The 2,382-nt window shown below is 46.6% G+C and carries 2 protein-coding genes; one reads left to right on the forward strand and one right to left on the reverse strand.

The genetic code is table 11. From position 1 onward, the window contains the following. Positions 1 to 294: 294 nt before the first annotated feature. The gene (gene purD, locus PX484_RS02115) at positions 295 to 1,560 is read right to left on the reverse strand and encodes a phosphoribosylamine--glycine ligase (RefSeq protein WP_288102734.1); all 1,266 of its coding nucleotides are present in this window, start codon (positions 1,558 to 1,560) and stop codon (positions 295 to 297) included. Positions 1,561 to 1,981: 421 nt separating this feature from the next. Between purD and PX484_RS02120 the strand changes: the two genes are divergently transcribed. Further along, positions 1,982 to 2,382, forward strand: a 401-nt coding sequence (locus PX484_RS02120) for a Mur ligase domain-containing protein (RefSeq protein WP_288102735.1), incomplete at its 3' end; no start/stop codon positions are given.

Here is a 2,382-nt window from a genome sequence, read left to right on the forward strand (position 1 = left end):
ACCAATCCTTCCGCTAATTCTGTCATCAGGGGAGCGATGCCGATCGGTTCGGGATAATAGTTATAAGAATAGAGCAAAATTCGCATAGGGATGGCAATTTGGTTGGGCGATTCAGTTTCATGATTTTATCAATAGTTACTGTTTTTTTGACAAATCGGATTCGCCTTTGTCAGGGATTACCCTAGAAAGAGGTGAGGATTCGGTCAGAGATGCGGAAAAAAAGGGAAATTGGCTAATAAATTAATCCTCAAAACCCCTAACTATTCTCCCTTACCCCTGCCTCAATACTGACCCTTATTTTTCGCGTACCCGGTGGCCGATATCGCGACGATAATAGATGCCCTCAAAGTGTATCCTTTTCACCGATTGATAGACAAGTTCGATCGCCTGATTAAAATTAGACCCCATAGCAGTGACACCCAAAACGCGGCCGCCATCGGTGAAGATATCGCCGTGTTTTAAAACCGTGCCGGCGTGGAAAACGATCGCTCCCTCGGTTTCAGCGGCCTTAATTCCAGTGATTAACCGGCCTTTTTCGTAGTGGTCGGGATAACCGGCAGAGGCAGCCACCACACAAACAGCACTACCGGAGCGCCATTGTAAAGAGGGGAAGTCAGTTAATTTTTGTTGAGCGCAAGCCAGCAGTAGGGGTGCGAGGGGAGTTTCCAGTAGGGGTAAAACCGCTTGGGTTTCGGGATCGCCAAAACGACAGTTAAATTCGAGAACTTTTGCCTCTCCGGCGGGGGAAATCATTAAACCCGCATAGAGGACTCCCCGATAGTCAATGCCGCGTTTTTGCAGGGTGGCGACGATGGGGGCGAGGATGTCTCGGTCCACCGCTTCGATAATGGCGGCGGTGGCTATGGGTGCGGGGGCATAAACTCCCATACCGCCGGTATTTTTGCCGGTATCGCCTTCACCGATGCGCTTGTGATCTTGGGCGGGTAGCAGGGAACGAAAGCTGATCCCATCGGTGAGGGTGAGGATGGACACTTCTTCCCCCTCTAGGAATTCTTCCACCACGACTTTAGTAAAGCCACTGGTAAAAAGATCATCGATCGCTTCTAGGGCTGTATCTACGGTTTCGGCGACAATTACCCCTTTTCCTGCGGCTAATCCGTCGGCTTTCACCACGATGGGCGCTCCTTGCTCTCGGATATAAGTTTTTGCTAATTCTGCATCGGTAAAGGTTTCCGAGGCGGCGGTGATCACTCCGGCTTCGCTCATTAATTCTTTGGCCCAGGATTTGCTCGATTCAATTAAGGCCCCGGTTTGTGTGGGACCAAAAACGCCAATTTCTTGGGACAGAAGATGATCGGTAATGCCGAGGGAGAGGGGATATTCTGGGCCAACAACCACCAAATCGACGCTATTTTCCTGGGCAAAACGGCTAATTTCAGCAAAATCCTCCATTGCTAGGGGGATATTTTCACATTGAGGTAAAATTGCCGTTCCCCCATTACCTGGAATACAGAACACTTGTTCTACTTGAGGCGATTGTAGGAGTTTCCAAGCTAGAGCGTGTTCTCGACCACCACTGCCGATAACGATAATTTTCACGGATAGACGCAGCCTAAATGACGATGGTTTAATTATCCCCTAGCTCTGGGGTGCCATTGGCTAGAAGTTGAGATTACTTAACTTTTTAATCCTCGCTCCCCACCTGTTGAGCAATAACCCTAGTCCTACGGAGGTGATCAGATAACTGCTGTAAAGGAGTCAATTGTGATTAGATAGTAGATGCTCCCTTCTTAGGCTGTCCCTATTTTGGGTCATTCTACGCCATCGAGTTGGCTCTCTCGGACATGGGGTCAAAAATATTCACAATATTAGATTATGGGCGCAAGCGTTGCGTCCCTACATTGCACACGGTGCGATTGAGAGAGCCAAGAAGAATCGATTTTATCTGATCTAAGTCCCCGTTAAACCTCAATCTATCTTTCAGATTATTCGGAATTTACTCTAATTATTTTTACTGTCTATGCCCTGTCATTTATCCCTGAATCAACTAGCTCAATTATTGTCCTTACAAGATAAGACTGACATAAGTTTTAGTCCCGATAGTTTAGTATCTGGCATTAATACTGATAGTCGTAGTATTGAGTCAGGACAAGCATTTTTAGCCTTAAAAGGTGATAATTTTAATGGTCATGATTTTATCGATATGGCTATCAAAAGAGGAGCGGCGACATTGATTGTCGATCAGCCAGTTTCGGTCAATTCCTCTAAAAATATTCCTGTATTCCTAGTCCAGAATACCCTAGAAACTTATCAGCAATTAGCCCATTGGTGGCGGAATCAATTTACTATACCCGTGATTGCTATTACGGGATCGGTGGGGAAAACCACCACTAAAGAATTAATCGCCTCCGTATTAGCAAC

It is taken from the genome of Microcystis sp. M49636_WE2, from assembly GCF_030065375.1.
GTDB classification, from domain to species: Bacteria; Cyanobacteriota; Cyanobacteriia; order Cyanobacteriales; family Microcystaceae; genus Microcystis; species Microcystis aeruginosa_C.